The sequence below is a fragment of the Microcoleus harperi Pol14_C6 genome (assembly GCF_036701295.1).
GTDB lineage: Bacteria > Cyanobacteriota > Cyanobacteriia > Cyanobacteriales > Microcoleaceae > Microcoleus.
This window is the reverse complement of the sequence record NZ_JAUBQN010000002.1, coordinates 24,160-42,242: the sequence shown is the minus strand read 5'-3', so window position 1 is coordinate 42,242 and position 18,083 is coordinate 24,160. Positions and strand designations below refer to the sequence as shown.

Annotated in this window: 13 protein-coding genes, 1 tRNA gene and 1 CRISPR repeat array (1 of these 15 running past the window's edge); of the genes, 10 read left to right on the top strand and 4 right to left on the bottom strand. The window is 45.0% G+C overall.

Annotated features, from left to right (window positions below):
• Positions 1-4,634: direct repeats of the CRISPR family, unit length 37 nt; unit sequence GCCGGAAAATGCCTAAAACCCTATCAGGGATTGAAAC (it extends 2,084 nt beyond the left edge of the window).
• 232 nt (positions 4,635-4,866) lie between these two features.
• On the bottom strand, positions 4,867-5,796 hold the full coding sequence (locus tag QUA27_RS01860; RefSeq protein ID WP_333065986.1) for a trypsin-like serine protease: 930 nt from the start codon (positions 5,794-5,796) through the stop codon (positions 4,867-4,869).
• A gap of 106 nt (positions 5,797-5,902) precedes the next feature.
• Positions 5,903-6,514 carry a thylakoid membrane photosystem I accumulation factor gene (locus QUA27_RS01855; RefSeq protein ID WP_333065985.1) on the bottom strand — a complete coding sequence of 204 codons (612 nt, stop codon included), beginning with the start codon at positions 6,512-6,514 and terminating at the stop codon, positions 5,903-5,905.
• A gap of 321 nt (positions 6,515-6,835) precedes the next feature.
• On the opposite strand from QUA27_RS01855, the gene QUA27_RS01850 reads away from it, so the two are divergent.
• Entirely contained in the window at positions 6,836-7,738 is a 903-nt protein-coding gene (locus QUA27_RS01850) for an undecaprenyl-diphosphate phosphatase (RefSeq protein ID WP_333065984.1), read from the top strand.
• Here QUA27_RS01850 and QUA27_RS01845 read toward each other — a convergent pair.
• Positions 7,735-8,082 carry a hypothetical protein gene (locus QUA27_RS01845; protein WP_333065982.1) on the bottom strand — a complete coding sequence of 116 codons (348 nt, stop codon included), beginning with the start codon at positions 8,080-8,082 and terminating at the stop codon, positions 7,735-7,737. The two genes, QUA27_RS01850 and QUA27_RS01845, sit on opposite strands and share 4 nt — an antisense overlap.
• Positions 8,083-8,305: 223 nt before the next feature.
• On the opposite strand from QUA27_RS01845, the gene QUA27_RS01840 reads away from it, so the two are divergent.
• From QUA27_RS01840 to QUA27_RS01810, 7 genes are all read left to right on the top strand, one after another.
• Entirely contained in the window at positions 8,306-8,452 is a 147-nt protein-coding gene (locus QUA27_RS01840; RefSeq protein WP_333065980.1) for a P-loop NTPase family protein, read from the top strand.
• A gap of 757 nt (positions 8,453-9,209) precedes the next feature.
• A tRNA-Ala gene (locus tag QUA27_RS01835) sits at positions 9,210-9,284 on the top strand.
• 23 nt (positions 9,285-9,307) lie between these two features.
• Positions 9,308-10,717 carry an SDR family NAD(P)-dependent oxidoreductase gene (locus tag QUA27_RS01830; RefSeq protein ID WP_333065978.1) on the top strand — a complete coding sequence of 470 codons (1,410 nt, stop codon included), beginning with the start codon at positions 9,308-9,310 and terminating at the stop codon, positions 10,715-10,717.
• Between the two features lie 3 nt (positions 10,718-10,720).
• Complete coding sequence (locus tag QUA27_RS01825) at positions 10,721-11,884, top strand: leucine-rich repeat domain-containing protein (protein WP_333065977.1); 1,164 nt, start codon at positions 10,721-10,723, stop codon at positions 11,882-11,884.
• Positions 11,885-11,973: 89 nt separating this feature from the next.
• Positions 11,974-12,951, top strand: coding sequence for an MBL fold metallo-hydrolase (locus QUA27_RS01820; RefSeq protein ID WP_333065976.1), 978 nt, complete (start codon positions 11,974-11,976; stop codon positions 12,949-12,951).
• Positions 12,952-13,080: 129 nt separating this feature from the next.
• Complete coding sequence (locus QUA27_RS01815; protein ID WP_333065974.1) at positions 13,081-13,728, top strand: GNAT family N-acetyltransferase; 648 nt, start codon at positions 13,081-13,083, stop codon at positions 13,726-13,728.
• 161 nt (positions 13,729-13,889) lie between these two features.
• Complete coding sequence (locus tag QUA27_RS01810) at positions 13,890-16,448, top strand: sigma 54-interacting transcriptional regulator (protein WP_333065972.1); 2,559 nt, start codon at positions 13,890-13,892, stop codon at positions 16,446-16,448.
• Positions 16,449-16,489: 41 nt separating this feature from the next.
• Here QUA27_RS01810 and QUA27_RS01805 read toward each other — a convergent pair whose 3' ends face one another.
• Complete coding sequence (locus QUA27_RS01805) at positions 16,490-16,612, bottom strand: hypothetical protein (RefSeq protein ID WP_333065971.1); 123 nt, start codon at positions 16,610-16,612, stop codon at positions 16,490-16,492.
• Between the two features lie 202 nt (positions 16,613-16,814).
• Between QUA27_RS01805 and QUA27_RS01800 the strand changes: the two genes are divergently transcribed.
• The gene (locus QUA27_RS01800; RefSeq protein ID WP_333065969.1) at positions 16,815-17,153 is read left to right on the top strand and encodes a hypothetical protein; all 339 of its coding nucleotides are present in this window, start codon (positions 16,815-16,817) and stop codon (positions 17,151-17,153) included.
• Between the two features lie 65 nt (positions 17,154-17,218).
• Entirely contained in the window at positions 17,219-17,986 is a 768-nt protein-coding gene (locus QUA27_RS01795; protein WP_333065967.1) for a class I SAM-dependent methyltransferase, read from the top strand.
• Positions 17,987-18,083: the final 97 nt, after the last annotated feature.

Here is an 18,083-nt window from a genome sequence, read left to right as displayed (position 1 = left end):
AACCCTATCAGGGATTGAAACGTGGCAATTTTTCTAGCAACTGCTTTTTGATAATTGGCCGGAAAATGCCTAAAACCCTATCAGGGATTGAAACTGCTGCCTTCTGCCTCTTCCTCTCGTGCCTTCTGCCGGAAAATGCCTAAAACCCTATCAGGGATTGAAACTCTTTCAAAGTCCAACCATTCTTAAGTCGGATTTGCCGGAAAATGCCTAAAACCCTATCAGGGATTGAAACTTCAGATCGATCGCCAATCATCCAGCATTCATTAAAGCCGGAAAATGCCTAAAACCCTATCAGGGATTGAAACCGGGGCGAAAATCCTAGTGGTGGTGGAATAGATGCGGCGGCCGGAAAATGCCTAAAACCCTATCAGGGATTGAAACGTCTCTGGCACAAAATTTAAACAGCTTAAAGATGAGCCGGAAAATGCCTAAAACCCTATCAGGGATTGAAACGAGACAAGATTTTTACCATCATCAATCACCCCGATTGCCGGAAAATGCCTAAAACCCTATCAGGGATTGAAACTTTATGTTGAGGGTGAACCTAAATTCTGCGACATTGCGCCGGAAAATGCCTAAAACCCTATCAGGGATTGAAACAGCAGTGGATTGAGAACCAATAGAACTGACCAAGCCGGAAAATGCCTAAAACCCTATCAGGGATTGAAACGAATTCCGCATATTATCTTCAAAAAGCTGCGGATGCCGGAAAATGCCTAAAACCCTATCAGGGATTGAAACCAAATTTTTGAAATTCGAGACTATATCATAAGTTGGCCGGAAAATGCCTAAAACCCTATCAGGGATTGAAACCTAAATAGGGGGGATTTTGCATTATTTCTAATATTGCCGGAAAATGCCTAAAACCCTATCAGGGATTGAAACACGGGCTTTACGAGATTGAAAACGAAACCGAAACGCAGCCGGAAAATGCCTAAAACCCTATCAGGGATTGAAACGAAAATCAAATCGTTGGGTTTCTTCATAATTTAGCCGGAAAATGCCTAAAACCCTATCAGGGATTGAAACTTTGATTGAGTAAATAGCTGCCGGTCTCTCCCGGGCCGGAAAATGCCTAAAACCCTATCAGGGATTGAAACTAGTGGTATACGACTGATTGTAGGCAAAACTGTTTTGCCGGAAAATGCCTAAAACCCTATCAGGGATTGAAACTATTTTTTGAATCATCGCCTTGTCTCCGCGCGGTTTCGCCGGAAAATGCCTAAAACCCTATCAGGGATTGAAACCCGTTTAATTGGCTGATGAATTCTCTTATTACTGGCCGGAAAATGCCTAAAACCCTATCAGGGATTGAAACTTTTCTCTACGAAGAATATGCTCCTCCAAATCATGCCGGAAAATGCCTAAAACCCTATCAGGGATTGAAACTAGTGGACAAACTACCCATAAAAAATTATGACGGGCCGGAAAATGCCTAAAACCCTATCAGGGATTGAAACTTCGCCCTCTTTCGGTTCTGATATGCGAATTTGGCCGGAAAATGCCTAAAACCCTATCAGGGATTGAAACCCGAGCTACGGACACCACCCCGGTAGAATAATTGCCGGAAAATGCCTAAAACCCTATCAGGGATTGAAACTAGAAGCGCTGCAATTGTAGAAGCGATCGAACTGTGGGCCGGAAAATGCCTAAAACCCTATCAGGGATTGAAACATCGCCTAAGCCCAAGCGTATACACGCTTCTGTAAGCCGGAAAATGCCTAAAACCCTATCAGGGATTGAAACATCGAAGGTGAGGGCGCGTCCGAAGTCGAAGTGAGGGCCGGAAAATGCCTAAAACCCTATCAGGGATTGAAACAACCACAACCTAAGCGGTGCACCACTCAGACAAGCCGGAAAATGCCTAAAACCCTATCAGGGATTGAAACAAACTGCCGTCGCTTCCGTGAATAGTCAAACTACGCCGGAAAATGCCTAAAACCCTATCAGGGATTGAAACTGGGAAAGGCCGTAAGTGGCTGGGGAGCCACCACGCCGGAAAATGCCTAAAACCCTATCAGGGATTGAAACGAGCTAGCGGGTTTTCCTTTTTCCCACAAACCCAGCCGGAAAATGCCTAAAACCCTATCAGGGATTGAAACCAATCTACCATGAATATCCCAAACACGGCAAGCTGTAGCCGGAAAATGCCTAAAACCCTATCAGGGATTGAAACGCCCATACTATTTAGTTTTCTAGGTTCGTGCCGAACGCCGGAAAATGCCTAAAACCCTATCAGGGATTGAAACGCTAAGTTGCAGGTAAGGGTTTTTACCATGCCTGTAGCCGGAAAATGCCTAAAACCCTATCAGGGATTGAAACGCATTATAATTTGTGATTGCGATTCACTGTTGGGCGCCGGAAAATGCCTAAAACCCTATCAGGGATTGAAACCACAGAGTGTTCTAATTCATAATCTGTGCGCGTCCAGCCGGAAAATGCCTAAAACCCTATCAGGGATTGAAACGTAATGTTTCCGGCCGCTGTAATGTTAATCGTTGGCCGGAAAATGCCTAAAACCCTATCAGGGATTGAAACGATTGCTAGAATCAGTAAATCCCAAATGCCAATCGTCGTGCCGGAAAATGCCTAAAACCCTATCAGGGATTGAAACGAGACTGTACCGTTTAAGACTTGCTTATATCGTGCCGGAAAATGCCTAAAACCCTATCAGGGATTGAAACGCAAACCCCACCTAAAAGACCGGACAAATTAGCCGGAAAATGCCTAAAACCCTATCAGGGATTGAAACAACGCTGTACTTTGATTAAGTGCCATTTAATTCAGCCGGAAAATGCCTAAAACCCTATCAGGGATTGAAACGGCTTAGACTTTCTCTTCCCTAAGCGGAAGCACTGCCGGAAAATGCCTAAAACCCTATCAGGGATTGAAACTCGAAGCGGGAGCACCGCCCGGATATTTCACCGGCCGGAAAATGCCTAAAACCCTATCAGGGATTGAAACTTGAGGGTAGCCGCGCCGCCTTGCAGTACGCTGCCGCCGGAAAATGCCTAAAACCCTATCAGGGATTGAAACATATTGCTTTCCGACACAAGTACGGTCGAAGCCGCAGCCGGAAAATGCCTAAAACCCTATCAGGGATTGAAACTCGTCGCCATCTTCGTCTTCACCTGTTCCCAATCGCCGGAAAATGCCTAAAACCCTATCAGGGATTGAAACAAAATATCTTTTGCTGCAAAACCCGCGCCAATTGCGCCGGAAAATGCCTAAAACCCTATCAGGGATTGAAACGGCGAAACAGCAGCCGACAACATCCGCCCTGTAAGCCGGAAAATGCCTAAAACCCTATCAGGGATTGAAACGATGACGGTACAAAAATCTGGGTACGTGGAGGAACAGGCCGGAAAATGCCTAAAACCCTATCAGGGATTGAAACGCAAAACTCTAAGACTCTTAAGACTTATTCAGACTTTAAGCCGGAAAATGCCTAAAACCCTATCAGGGATTGAAACCTGATGAGCCAATGCTGCTTTTTGTTGATTTAAAGCCGGAAAATGCCTAAAACCCTATCAGGGATTGAAACTTTGGCTTGATTGTTTATACTACTATTATTCATTTAGCCGGAAAATGCCTAAAACCCTATCAGGGATTGAAACTGAAGCTCTCAAAAGACTTGAATACCTTTTCCCTTCGGGCCGGAAAATGCCTAAAACCCTATCAGGGATTGAAACCCGGACGTTTCATTACTGCGGCGGCCTTTGACTGCTGGCCGGAAAATGCCTAAAACCCTATCAGGGATTGAAACTTTACCCGGCTCTACGACTCCTTCTTTGTAGCTCCAGCCGGAAAATGCCTAAAACCCTATCAGGGATTGAAACTTCCTCACCTTTATGCAAGTCATAAATTCCCAAATCAGCCGGAAAATGCCTAAAACCCTATAAGGGATTGAAACGCATAGCCTTCACGTCTACCCATTGAGTGCTATGCCGGAAAATGCCTAAAACCCTATCAGGGATTGAAACGGGAGCCACCAGGGAATCTCGATGTATCCGTAAGCCGGAAAATGCCTAAAACCCTATCAGGGATTGAAACTAGTTGACCGAGCTACTAGGCTGTGGGCCCTGGTGAGCCGGAAAATGCCTAAAACCCTATCAGGGATTGAAACCGGCTAAGGCGGATTGACTACTACTCCACTGGCCGACGCCGGAAAATGCCTAAAACCCTATCAGGGATTGAAACAAGTGGCGATCGGATTTGGGGCAATGCTGTTCGCAACAGGCCGGAAAATGCCTAAAACCCTATCAGGGATTGAAACTTTCTGTCTAGTGCGAATCCAATATAGCAAGAAGGCCGGAAAATGCCTAAAACCCTATCAGGGATTGAAACGCGTCGATGCACTCCGAAGTAAAAACTCGATTGAATGCCGGAAAATGCCTAAAACCCTATCAGGGATTGAAACAGCAAATTAAGAGTTTGGGCGGCGTAATCAAGCCGGAAAATGCCTAAAACCCTATCAGGGATTGAAACAAACCGATATCCAATCTACAAACGCAACGGTGACGCCGGAAAATGCCTAAAACCCTATCAGGGATTGAAACCGAGGCATTAAGTATGCCTGGAATATCCCAAAAGAGCCGGAAAATGCCTAAAACCCTATCAGGGATTGAAACGTTTCGCGAGCTATTTTGTAAACAGACCACTTTGCCGGAAAATGCCTAAATTCCTATCTAGGGCTTGAAACAGAAGCGGGATGGGAAGATCAACGATCGCACTCAGAAAGCCGGTTGTTTTGCGAGCATACTTCCGAACCCCCACAAACAGCAAAAAACCTGCCTTCTTTGATTTTGATGCCTATTCCTCTTAATATCCTCAAAAGTCAGCCACAATTAACCCAAAACCCTATCAAGGATTTTTTGTCACCCGATCGATCCAACTTGCATAAAATGATACCCGCGTGTCGCCGGAAATTTCTCCAAAACTGCCATTATCGTCAATTTTATCAAAATCGCTGATGTTTGTTTTGAAAAATCCTCGATCGCTATAACCCCAAGAACTAATCCCCGCAATCTTTCCGTCAACAAACGAAGGCCCGCCGGAATCTCCGCTAGCCGTAGCTATCTCATTTTTCCCCAAACCGCGATCGCGCAATCTCGGAAAATGCCTCCCCAAAGCATCGTGTTCGCTAGTTCCCGCGTCAAAATCAAAGATTAATTGACTTCCCAAAACCAATTCCGACATATCTGATTCTGTAGCATCTTTCAAAACATCAATTAAAGCATCATACCGATTCTGTCCGCTATATCTTTTCGCCTCAGAATTAGAATTTTCATCTTGTCCCTTTACACCTAAACCTATATACCCGTATCCAACTTTTGTCAATACTTTACCCACTTCATTTTTGTTTCTATTTATCTCGTACTGTTCGATCCTTGGCGGCGCGATCCTTTTCAGCTTTAAAATAGCAATATCGTTGCCAACTTCCGCTTCGTAACCAGTCCAGCCCGGATGGATATAATATTTGCTAACGGGGATGCTAACTTCACCCCTAGGCCATTTAAAAATTGCTTTAATTGCCGTTTCAGCAGGAACCTTAACTCCGCCTTCATTCAGACAGTGGGCCGCCGTGAGAACGTACAACCCTCCCGTTAGCAGCGAACCAGTACAGGAGGCCGAATCGAGATAGGCGACGCCTGTATATTTATTTAAAGCTAAAGGTTTGCGGGAACTGCTGTCAGGAAAAGCGCTAATTATCGATCGCCCAACTCCGGCAGTTTCTAAAACTAAAAATACCGTCACAACCGCGATTAATAATATTTTGATTCCTGACTTCATTTTTGATAGTAAATTGGTTGGAGAGCTAATCGAGACCTGACTTGTTCAATAAGTCGGGTCTCGCGACTATTTCGTTTGTTGAGATTAGCTTACTTATTGCAACATTTTACTTCGATAATTCGACATTAAGTTCGTTGACAACGCGGCGTTTTAGCGGGATTGATTTTTCACGGGGCAGCAAATCAAATACTTTCCGAAAAGCATCATCTACCTGTTCAAATGGTATTTGTCCTTTCTCATTAAAAACAACTTTTCCGGATTGATCCAGGATGAGAGTTTGAGGTACGAAACCTTCGTAATAATGGCTCGGTTCGGTGAGTTCCGGTGAGGGTTGGGGAGGCAAAGAGTCAACTGTTATCGGCATAAAATCCGCTTCGCGGCCGTAAAATTCCTGAAGTTGAGAGACGACGATCGCATATTGCTTGGAGTCGCTGCTGTCGTCAGTGTAAAACACTAATAATACGGGTTTATGGCGTTTGAAAGAATCTGCAAGCTTGACTTTAGGAGGAACTAGGGAACCGTTACCGGCGTAGAGGGCATAAATAGTGCCGTCGAAGCGATCGTCTGTGAGAGTTGCGAAGGCTGGTGGCGTGCCGGTTAGCAGTATCAAGCTAAGTGCGATCGCCACTGTTAAAACACAGGCTGACAAGATTCGCTTCAGCAAGCCCAGGCCAGAAGCAGGAGTAACAAGTGAATTTTTGTTCTCAGGAAATATCATAGGTTGTTGGCAGTTGCTGTAAGGAAAGCGAAATCAAATGCAAAAACTTTCCTAATTGTATCAGCAACTGTATGCAAATGTTCCTGAGTAGGTTAACGTAGTTTCGGATAGACTATGATAATTTGCTTGTTGTAGCGCTCGGCACGGTGATTCTACTGATCCAAGAACACTATTTGCGATCGGCTTTTCAGGAGTGGGGTGAAAGTGTCCGCGCCACAATAAAATTTATTTGTTGCACGCTGAGCTTCTAGCTTCTGAGAATGATGCAAGATGTTAAATCCAATTGATAATTAGAAACTGACAACTGGGAACTAATCACTAATGATAGCTTTGCTTGACACACTCCTCGCCCAAACGCCCGCTGCTGATGTTTCCGGGCCCGCTCAAATCAATCTGTTGCAGGCGATTGTTTTAGGAATTGTACAAGGATTAACCGAGTTTTTGCCCATCAGCAGTACCGCTCATTTAAAGGTAGTGCCGATCGCCCTAGGATGGGGCGATCCGGGGGTTGCTTATACTGCTGTAATTCAGTTGGGCAGCATTGTGGCAGTGCTTTGGTATTTCTGGAAAGACTTGACAACTATAACTTTGGGTGCTGCAGATGCCGTGATGCAACGCGACTACAAATCGCAAGAGTTTCAAATAGCCCTGGGAATTGTTTTGGGAACAATACCTATACTCTTTTTTGGGCTGCTAATCAAGGCATTGCTTCCCGACTTCGATCACTCGCCGCTCAGGAGTTTGGCCAGCATCGCCATTGCTTCGATCGTCATGTCGCTGCTGTTAGCAATAGCAGAAAAAACTGGCAAGCGCAATCGCACTTATGAAAAGTTAACTGTGTCAGACGGCATTTTTATGGGATTAGCTCAAGCAATAGCCTTGATTCCGGGGTGTTCGCGATCGGGTTCCACTCTCACTGCAGGATTGTTCATGGGATTGGAAAGATCCGCCGCCGCGCGATTTTCTTTTTTATTGGGAATTCCGGCAATTACTCTGGCTGGATTAGTGGAATTGAAGGGTGCTTTAGGAGAAGGAATCAGCGATGCTGGAGTTGCAGCTTTGATAGTGGGAACAATTTCGGCATTTGTGTTTTCTTATTTGTCGATCGCGTGGCTGCTCAAGTTCCTGCAAACTCAAAACACTTGGGTGTTTGTGTGGTATCGGCTGGCATTTGGCGTGGCCATTTTAACGGCGATCGCAGGTGGGGGGCTGAGAAATATCTAAAACACGACTAACTTGAACCTAATTATAGCCCTTCTCAAGGGCAGTGAAGTATGTCCGGTAATGGGTAAGAAAGCAATCGCTCGCCCTAGCACCTTACTCACACTTTTTTGCCCTATATATGCCCTCCGATCTGCCACTTGAGAAGCATGAGAGTTTAAGGCTTTGACAAAGGGATATTCGGCTCTCAACGCTGTATTGTGACGATACATATCTTTTTGTTCCACACCTCGGTTGCCCATCCAAAAACGGACACATTTGTGGCGGACAAACTGAGCGGTTTTAATCGCTTCGTCTGCAGCGTATTGAGTTGTTTTTGCCTTAGCCTTAAACTCTAAAACTATCATTGACGTGGAAAAACTTTACCAGAAAGAATTGGTTTAAAGCCTCTCCCCGATCGGGAGAAATTAAAAGAAGACTATTCATTACTCCAATCCTCTTCCTTCCTGCTAGATGTCGCTATCAACTGTCAACTGTCAACTGAAGTAATTATTGTAGTATAGAAAAGCCGTCAACTAAGGATGGGGCTTGTATCCTATTAATTTCGGTAACGCTAAAAGGAGAGTGGCTGTGAAAAAAGTAGCAGTATTTGGCAACGCTGGAGGCGGTAAATCAACTCTCAGCAAGAGATTATCAGACATCACTGGGTTGCCGCTTTACGTCTTGGACAAGATTAAATATCGATCGGGCGGCGTTGAGGTGTCACAGGAAGACTAGAAGCGCGCCCATCAGAAAATTTGGCAGACTGACAGATGGAGTTTTGACGGGTTTGGTTGCATGGAAACCGTCTGGCTGCGACTTGATAAGGCGGATACTCTGGTTTATGTCGATCTACCGCTATACGTCCATTTCTGGTTGATGACTAAACGAATGAACTCGGGTTACTTTAATCCGCCCGAAGGCTGGCCAGAAAATAGTCCAATATTCAAGGGTTCCACGATCGGTTACTGCGTGCTTTGGTTGTGTCACAAATAATATTTGACTCCAAGATATCGCGAATGTATCGATCGGGCGCGAAGTAGCAAAAGTGTTTATCACATCAGATATACTGAACAGATTTCGCAATTTTTTGAGTCTATTGAAAATGAGAGCAAGATTAAAGATGGTGAACTGATCTAATCAACTTAATGACTCAGTTACGGTTCGCATTAATACGATTAATTTATGGAACCCACACTGGAAGCTAAGTTGTGATGCCGATCGAGAGATGGCTGCAACTACCGCCAAGCCGTATTAGAAAAAATTGCAGGCGATCGCACATTAATGTTTGCCTATCATTTTGCGTATCCGGGTATCGGACATTTGCGATCGCGCGATCGGGGCGGATTTGATTGGCAACCCGTCAACTGGCAATTTGAAAGTTAATCCTGCTTGTGGAAGTCATGCAAAGGTTATCTGCCGCTACTAACCTTTGCCGTTAGACAGCTATCGTCCATAATGTAGTATGATAAAATATAATCGATTTCTAAGCTTTGGGATTGGTAGCTCAATTGGAAGAGCGCTGCGACTGCATCGCAGAGGTTGGGAGTTCGAGTCTCCCTCAGTCCCACCTTTTTGGGGCATATAATTCAGATGAATATCCCACCAGACCAATTAGAAATCTGCCTCAATGTTCTGCAACAAATTTCCGAAGATCCAGCGGTCATTGCCAAACACGATCGCTTCAAAAGTTTGATTGCCAAAATCTACAAACAGGGACGCAAAGGTTGGCGTCAAACTCAACAACAACAACGACAAATTGAAGATCGCCAAGTCAAAGCATCAACCGTCATGGTGCAGCACCAGCACCAACAACAGCCATTCCCTGCGTTACCAGAATCAACAACTCGATCGCAGCATTTGCACAAGCCGATCCTTTGTTACATTTGCAAAACACCCTACACGCAAATTCATTTTTTTTATCATTTACTCTGCCCAAAATGCGCCCAATTCAATTACCAAAAACGACAACAGCGAACCGATTTAGTTGGGCGAACTGCATTAGTGACAGGCGGACGGATCAAGATTGGCTATCAGATGGTATTGCGGCTGTTGCGAGATGGTGCTAAGGTGATTCTCACCACAAGATTCCCCCATGACTGTGCCGATCGCTACAGTCGAGAACCCGATTTCGAGCAATGGCGCGATCGCCTGCAAATTCGCGGACTCGATCTGCGAAATATTCCAGCAGTGGAAACATTTGTCCGGGATTTACTCGATACTGAATCCGCTCTGGATATTATCATCAACAATGCTGCTCAAACTATCAAGCGTCCGTTGGCATTTTATCAGCATCTCTTAGATCGAGAACGAGAAGCATCACAAATACTCAGCAAAAACGCGCAAGCATTAATCTCGCTCGATGGCAATACATTAAAGGGAAAATCTCCCCGACAGCAATCTTTTTTACTCGAAAGTCAACTCAATTACAAAGATAGTGTACCGGGTGCGATCGCGGATTACTTCCCGCGCGATCGCTTCGATGCTGACGGACAACAACTGGATCTTCGCCCGGAAAATAGCTGGTTGCTAAAACTCGATGAGGTAAACACGATCGAGTTACTTGAAGTACATTTGGTAAACGCGATCGCACCCTTCATTCTCAACAGCCAACTCAAACCATTACTACTTCGTTCATCCTTTACCAGACGCTTTATCATCAACGTTTCGGCAATGGAAGGACAATTCAACCGATCCAGTAAAACACCTTATCATCCCCATACCAATATGGCAAAAGCAGCTTTGAATATGATGACGCGAACCTCGGCGGTTGATTGTGCCCGATCTAATATTTTCATGAACAGTGTCGATACGGGTTGGATTACCAATGAAAATCCTTATCCTAAGAAAATACGAATTCAAGAAGAACAAGGATTTTACACGCCATTAGATGCGATCGATGGGATGGCAAGAATTTACGATCCAATCGTTCAAGGTATTGAAAACCCCGATCCTCCCATTTACGGTCATTTTCTTAAAGACTATGCCCCCTCTCCCTGGTAGCAAATGATGGTAAATACCGATCTTCACTGTCCGTTACCCAATCCTATAGAGTCTTCTCCCGAGGTGGTAATCGAGCTAAAATCCTTAATTGATTACCTGCAAACCGATGGGTCGATAGCTCAAAAAATAGTCTTCCCGCGCGGCACAGTCATGCCCGATGGACGACTCGATTTGTGCAAGCAAGGTTTAGGTGCAATGGGATGTCATTTAGTAACTGAAGTATTGGCAAACAATAATGCGATCGCTAGCTTATTACTGGGAACTAATGGTATTGGCGATCGTGGTGCTAAAGATGTGGCGCGATTGATTCAACGCAACAACCGTTTAGAGATTGTCTATTTAGGTTGCAATGCGATTTCATCCACAGGTATTGCGGCACTTGCCACAGCGCTGGCGCAGAATCAATCTGTAACTGGGTTGTGGTTAAAACGCAATCCGATCGGCGTAGCAGGTGGATATTATCTAGCGGAAATGTTGCGTCACAATACAAGCATCCGCACGCTGGATTTGGTCAATACCCAAATAGGAGATGAGGGATTGGCCGCCATTTTAGAGATTTTGACTTACACCAATCGTACTGTTGAACGGCTATACTTGGGCGGCAATCAAATTCAAGCAAACCAGGCTGCTTTACTGGCCGCTCTTTTAGCTGAGAATCCTGTAATTACTGGCTTATTTCTTAATGTCAATCATTTGGGCGATCGAGGTGTTACAGTTTTAGCAGGTGGATTGGCAGAAAATAAAACAGCGATTGATTTAGGATTGGCTAGCAATGGCATTGGGGTAGAGGGTTGTGAGGAATTATTAGCAGCACTGCAAACTCACCCCGCGATCGGCAATCTGGATTTAGGTTACAGTCCTTCTACACAAGTGTTAAAGGCACTGCCCAATCAGATTGGAGATATCGGTGCAAGCGCGATCGCGAATTTCCTGAGAGACAACCAAACTTTATTTAAGCTAAATCTGGCAAAAAATGGAATTAATGAGGGGGGAAAACTAGCATTAATTAGTGCTTTAGAAATCCATCGAAAATTACGTTATCTGATTTTAGATGGGCCACCCGATCGACGAATTGAGGTTTTGTTAGAGCGCAACCGGATGCTGAATTTGGGTGACGAATTACACAAGCCTCGTAGCGTTGTTTCGATCCAAAGTATATATCGTTGAGCTTAAGCCGTATTGACTGTCAATCTGGCAGATCGTAAAATACCTGATGCACGACAATCTGTGATTAATATTCAAGAGTATTTGGAACAATGCCTATTTCTCGTAGAACCTTTCTGACAGGGGCGATCGCCACTTCCTTCGCCCTACCCACCGCCGGCCGTTTGCTGGCACAAACCCCTCCGCGCGCGATGCCCGGCAATGCTGGCATCTATCGATTTAAGTTGGGAAACTTCAACCTGATTTCGATTAGCGACGGAACGTTGAGCGTCCCGGCAGCACTCTTTGCCGGCAATGCCAAACCAGAAGAGTTGCAAGAGGTTTTAAAACAGGGTTTTCAAGGGGAAACGCTGTCAGCAGATTGTAATGTTTTATTGGTGGATACCGGGGCGAACAAAGTCTTAATCGATACAGGCAGCGGCTTGTTAAATGGAGCAACTGTTGGCAAGCTGATAGAAAACTTGCAGCAGGCACAGATTAAACCGAGCGATATTACTGCGGTGATTTTGACTCACGCGCACGGAGATCATGTGGGTGGTTTGAATGGGAAAAGCGGGTTGACGTTTCCCAATGCCCGCTATTTCATCAGCAAACAAGAGTGGAATTTTTGGACGGGTAATTCGGTGGATTTACCCAATTTTGGGGGGCCTGCCGAGATGAAACAGCAGATGATTGAGATTGCTAAAACCCAGTTAGGTTTGATTCGCGATCGCGTCACTCAATTCGATGTTAACCAAGAGTTTTTGCCGGGATTTACAGCCATTCCTGCCTACGGTCACACGCCCGGTCACGTTGCGATTAGAATTGCATCGGGAAATGCCGTCATGGTGCATACGGCCGATACGGTTCACATTCATACAATTAACCTGTGGAATCCAAGCTGGAAACCGATTTTTGATGCCGATCGAGAGATGGCTGCAACTACCCGCCAAGCCGTACTGGAAAAAATTGCAGGCGATCGCACGTTAATGTTTGCCTATCATTTTCCCTATCCGGGTATCGGACATTTGCGCGCGCGCGATCGGGGTGGATTTGATTGGCAACCTGTCAATTGGCAACTTGAAAGTTAATTCTGCTTGCGGAAGTCATGCGTAGGTTATTGGCAACTACTAACCTTTGCGTTTAGACAGTTTCATTGTACTCTATAATTGAGCAGTAAATTCTTGCTAAGAAATGCTGTAAATCGACGATAAAAAATTATGCAGCAACAGAATTGGCAACGACCAGAATATATCCAACTCAAGGGTCAATTGGTCACGCTGAAGCCCCTCGTTCCCACAAGAGATGTAGGTGAACTCTATTCGATCTCGCATGGCACTCCTGAAAAGCAAGCGGTGTGGCACTATCTGTTCTATGGTCCGTTTGAAAGTCCCTCTGCCATGCAATACTGGATGGAAACAGAAATGATTGGTAAGTCCGAGCCTTTGACTTGGACCGTCTTTGAAAACTCCAGTAATACTCAAGTGGGGATTGTCGCATTACAAGCGATCGTTCCCAATCACAGTCGAGCAGAAATCGGTCATGTGTGGTTTAGCCCTGCAGTACATAAAAGTAAAGTTAATACAGAGTCACAGTTTTTATTACTTCAGCATCTTTTCGACGGTCATTCATACCGTAGAGTTGAGTGGAAATGCGATGCACTTAATCATGCTAGCCGAACTACAGCCGCCAGAATGGGATTTCTCTATGAAGGGCGTTTCCGACAACATATGATTGTGCGTGGCAGAAATAGGGATACTGATTGGTTTGCAATGACAGATAAGGAGTGGGGACGCTGTAAAGTGAATTTTGAAAAGTGGATCTACTCAAACGAAAAACTCTCGTTGATGGAACTCAACAATGGCTGAGGTTAACTTGGAATTATGATGAGGATTTCTGGCACTATAATATACAGCAGTTTTCAGCTATTGGTACAGAGAAACCGGGTTTCTGGGGTGTGCTTCATAAACTTGGAATCTGTTATATTCTACACCAACTACCACGATTCGGCTTTCGCCGACGCTAAGCGATGTCTACCGAAACATTAGTTAACTGGCTCGAAGAGAGTACCGAATTAGGCATATTATCCCGCGAGATTTTAGAGGCGATCGCGCGTGAAATGGAAATGGCCACTTTTCCCGCTGGATTTCGAGTGGTAATTGAAGATACGCCTGTCACTAATCTCTATATTTTAGAACGGGGACAAGCAGATCGCTACCGCCGCAAACAACCGGGATTAATGTGGGCGAGTAGTTTGTTACCGGGGGCGATCGTGAATTTATCTGCCCTGCAGCGATCGCAACCTGCCGATAGTCGAATTATAACTCGGACAGAATGTCAATTTTGGGTCATTAGTGCCGATCGCTGGCGTGGTTTGCTAGAAAGATATCCACGGATCGCCGAAGCCTACGCTCAACGTTTGGCGGCGAAATTAGAGCAGCTAGAAGCAGAAATTGCCTACGAACGAGAGCGTCAAAATGCCCTCCGCAGCTATCTAGTACCTAGGGCGAGACGGGGAGTTATTGGCAATAGTCGTTATGCAGTGAAATTGCGCCAACAAATTCGCACGGCATCGAGTGACAGCCGATCGGTATTAATCTCTGGCGAACCTGGTTTAGAAAAGGATAATTTAGCTGCTTTAATTCATTTCGGTTCCCATCGCCGCAACGAGCCAATTATTCAGATTAAAAGTGCTTTAATTCAGAGCAATGGAGCAGAATTATTCGGGCGGTTGGGCGGCAAACCGGGGCTGTTGGAATGGTTGGGAGAAGGGACGTTAATTTTAAATGACGTGCAAGAATTACCCGCTCAATTATGCCCCCAAATTCAGCAATTATTAACCGAGGGAACCTATACGCCAGTTGTCAAGGAAGGACAAATACCGCGACCACCGCGTCCTAGTAAGGCCCGGATAATTTTAATCTCAGAAACTGTGCAGCCCAAGCTAGATAAGCTGACACAACACAAGATTAAAGTCCCCTCCTTGCGGGTGCGAAAAACAGATTTAGAAGCACAGGTTAACTATTATCTCAATATCATTGGTCGCAAAAAGAAATTAGTCAAGCCCCAAGTCACGCCGGAAGCAATTCGCCGCTTGCAAGCCTACGATTTTCCAGGGAACTTGCAGGAATTGCAGGGAATGGTCGATCGCGCCTTAGTTCAAGCACAGGGGAGTCAGGTATTAACGGAAGAAGTGTTTTGGGCCCAGGCAGCTAAGAAACAAAAGTTTCGGCTGAATTTATTAAATATTTATCCAAAATTTCGGCAATTTTTACGGAGCGATTGGTATCCCGATCGCGTGAATTATTGGTTTACCACCTGGGTTTTTGCATTGGTGGTAATTATCCTGTTTGTTGCTCCCCAAGATCGACAACATAATTTTGCCCTAAATATCTTTTGGGCGTGGTGGTGGCCGTTAATTTTATTATTATTCCCCATCATCGGGCGATTGTGGTGTGCTTTTTGCCCTTTTATGATTTATGGGGAAATCGTCCAAAAACTATCGCTGAAATTTTTCCCTCGAACTCTCAATAAATGGCCGCGCCAACAAGCAGAAAAATGGGGTGGCTGGCTTCTATTTGGACTATTTACTCTGATATTTCTGTGGGAAGAGTTGTGGAATTTAGAAAATACCGCCTATTTATCCAGTTGTTTGTTGTTGCTCATCACCGCCGGAGCGGTAATTTTTTCCCTAATCTTCGAGAGGCGGTTTTGGTGTCGTTATTTATGCCCGATCGGGGGAATGAATGGATTATTTGCTAAACTCTCAATTATCGAACTTCGCGCCCAACAAGGAACCTGCGCGGCGCAATGCAGCACCTACCAATGTTACAAAGGCGGCCCCGGCTTGGGGGAAGGATTAACTACTAATGGATGTCCGGTTTATTCCCATCCAGCCCAATTAACCGATAATAAAGATTGCGTGTTGTGCATGACTTGCTTGAAAGCTTGTCCCCATCGATCGGTAGAATTAAATTTGCGCCCCCCCGGCATCGAATTGTGGACAACCCACGTTCCCCATAGCTATGAAGTTGCCCTGTTATTTCTATTATTAGGCGGTATCTATCTCCATCGCTTACCGGAAATAAATCATTTGTTAGGACTGGGCATCAATTTAGAGCAATTTTTACCTCATTTAGGACTGTCGCTCGCAGTGTTAATTATCCCGCCGCTAATTCCCCTAATTGCCTATGGAATCATGCAGGCAATTTATCGATTGGGACAAGCAGAAACCGTGCAACTTACCACCTACAAACCCCTATCATTTGTCTTCCTAGCTTACGGTTATTTACCCCTAGTTTGGGGCGGTAGTTTGGCTCACTATTGGCGGTTGGGTTTGCAGGAAGGCGGGCGAGTAATTCCGGTAGCTTTTGCAACTTTTGGACAAATTAGAGATGATTTGCCGAGTTTTGTCGGCGATCCGGCGGTGATTAGTTTTTTGCAAGGCTTGACTTTAATTGTATCATTGTTGGTGACAATATTTGTGACTCAAAAAATTGCCAAGCGATCGATTAAATCTTTGATGCCACAGCATTTAGCGAGTTTGTGCCTGATGGTGAGTTTGTGGTATGCGATCGTGGGAAACTAAAATAACCATCATCAAGTTCGTAGTGCGGACTAAAGTCCGCACTACGAACCGTCTCGATCGCTGGTAATCGACCGGACATGATATGATATGCCCATGCAAAGCAGTATGACGTTGAGCAGCAAGTTTTCACCAATCTTGGCAGCAATCAATGACCGGACAAACATTACCGCTTTTTCATTTGACCGGGAAGATTGAGAAAGCACAGTTTAATATCATGATTAAGGTTGCTTGAAACTGAGATTTTGCGCCAGTCACACAAACCGGGTTAGGAGCAAAATCTCTGCAACAAAACCTATATTTGTTAGTCAAAAATCCTGTTTATCAAGGCTTATTAAAAATGCTTAAATATTTCAGTTGAAACAAACTATGTCAATACCGAAAAAAGGAACAAGAAAAATCATAGTTGATGGGGAGCATTTCATCTGGGTCATCCGAAGACAAGCTAGTAATATGCAAGCAGATTACGGTTGCGGAAAGCTTCATGTTGCTGTCGAACACGCTGAAAATTCAGGTTCGGTATTAGTTATTATCACCGATTGCCCCCATCCTCAATGTTGGGGTTCAATTAACAAAGTAATTCCAGTAATACCCTCTGATGTAGCGCAATGGATACGTCAAGCACTGCAACTCGGATGGCAGCCTCACCGCTCTGGAATAACTTTTGAGGTGCAGATTGCAGGGCAGCGTGCAGAAAAAATATATTAGATTGGGAAGAGTCGATCGGCTATGCTGAAGGACGAAAACTTTAACAATCAAAAGGAACAAGAAAAATGACCGCACATCAGGAATCCATCATCGACCAGTTCACCCGTCAGGCTGTGCCATTCTCCAAATTGTACGGCCACACCAATCAAGAGTCTCTGGATTTACTGATGAAGATGGCAAGGGTATCCAAAAGCGACACAGTTTTAGATGTTGCTTGCGGCCCGGGTATTGTTGCTTGTGCTTTTGCTGCGGTTTCCAGTCACGTTACCGGCATCGATTTAACACCTGCAATGCTCGATCGAGCCCGGAGTTTAGCACAGCAAAAAAACTTAACTAATCTCTCGTGGCACCAAGGCGATATAGAGACGCTACCGTTTCCCGATGAGAGTTTTTCTATTGTTTTGAGTCGCTACGCTTTCCATCATTTTTTACAGCCGGATGTCGTGCTCTCGGAGATGGTTCGCGTGTGCCGTCGGGGCGGTAGAATTTTGATTGCTGATGTGGCGATGCCCCCGGAAAAAGTTGATGCTTACAACTGTATTGAGAAGCTTCGCGATCCGTCTCATACTCGCGCCTTGACTTTGGAAGAGTTTTCTAAATTAGCCGCCGATGCCAATCTTCAAAATATCCATTTAGCCTTTTACAAGGTAGAATTAGAGATGGAACAGCAGTTAGCTGCTTCTTTCCCAAACCCCGGCGATGAGGATAAGATCCGAGATTTTTTTAGAGAAGATATTGGTGTTGACAGTCTGGGGATTGGCGCGCATTTTCGAGGCGATGAAATTCATTATGCGGTGCCGATCGCTGCGATCGTTGGCGAGAAAATAGCCTAAGTTTTAGAAACTCAAAACCCGATTAGGAAGACTGGCGTTGTCTGCTGCATCATTTCTCTGACCCATTCCCTGCGGTAAAACATTATGAAATCATTGA